1 protein-coding gene is annotated in these 1,008 nt (G+C 73.6%); it reads right to left on the bottom strand.

Annotation, left to right across the window (positions count from 1 at the left end):
- Positions 1–55 precede the first annotated feature (55 nt).
- On the bottom strand, positions 56–1,008 hold a 953-nt coding region (locus P409_RS35130), incomplete at its 5' end, for an ABC transporter ATP-binding protein (protein WP_034849676.1).

Raw genomic sequence — 1,008 nt, 5'->3', positions numbered from 1 at the left:
AGCAGGTCGCGCAGACGGTAGCACGGGACGGTTCCCGCGGTCAGATCCACAGCGGTCATGCAACGGCTCCTTGGGCGTGGGCGAGGCGGGCATAGCGGCGGCCATCCGCCAGCAGCGCCTCGTGCCGCCCCTCCTCCACCACCCGGCCCTGGTCCAGCACCAGGATGCGGTCGGCCTTGCGGATGGTGGACAGGCGGTGGGCGATGACAAGGGTGGTGCAGTTGCGGAACAGCCGCTCCAGCGCGTCCTGGATCGCCTGCTCGCTGGCGGCGTCGACGCTGGACGTCGCCTCGTCCAGCACCAGGATCGGCGCGTTCTTCAGCAGCGCCCGGGCTATGGCGATGCGCTGGCGCTGGCCGCCGGACAAGAGCGCGCCGCGCTCCCCCACCTCGGTGTCGTAGCCCTCGGGCAGGGCCAGGATGAAGTCATGGGCATTGGCGGCGCGGGCGGCGTCGACCAGCTCGTCCAGCCCCGCCTCCGGCCGGGCGATGCGCAGGTTGTCGGCGACCGTGCCGGGAAACAGATGTGTGTCCTGCGACACCACGGCGATCTTCTCGCGAAGGGCGGCCAGCGGCAGGTCGCGGATGTCGATGCCGCCGACCCGGATGCCGCCGCCGGCGGGATCGAAGAAGCGCAGCAGCAGCGCGACGACGGTCGACTTGCCGGCGCCGGACGGGCCGACCAGGGCCACCATCTCGCCCTCCTCCACCCGCAGCGACACGTCCTCCAGCGTTGGCCCCTCGGCGCCCTCATAGGCGAAGCCGACCCGGTCGAAGGCGATGCTGGCGGCCAGCGGCGCCGGGATCGGCAGGCGCGGCGCGTCGATCACCGCCGGCCGCGCCGCGAGCAGCGCCGCGATCTCCTTGCCCGCGCCGATGCCCGCCCAGGCGGCGTGCAGCGCCTGGTCCATGCGCTCGATCGGCCGGAACGCCTCGCGCGCCAGGAACAGCGCGGTCAGCAGCGCCATCGGCGCCAGCTCGCCCGCCGAGACTCGCCAGGCGCCCCAGG

Source organism: Inquilinus limosus MP06, from assembly GCF_000767795.1.
Classification (GTDB): Bacteria; Pseudomonadota; Alphaproteobacteria; order DSM-16000; family Inquilinaceae; genus Inquilinus; species Inquilinus limosus_E.
Note: the sequence above shows the minus strand (reverse complement) of the source record. Positions and strands in the feature narration are given on the sequence as shown.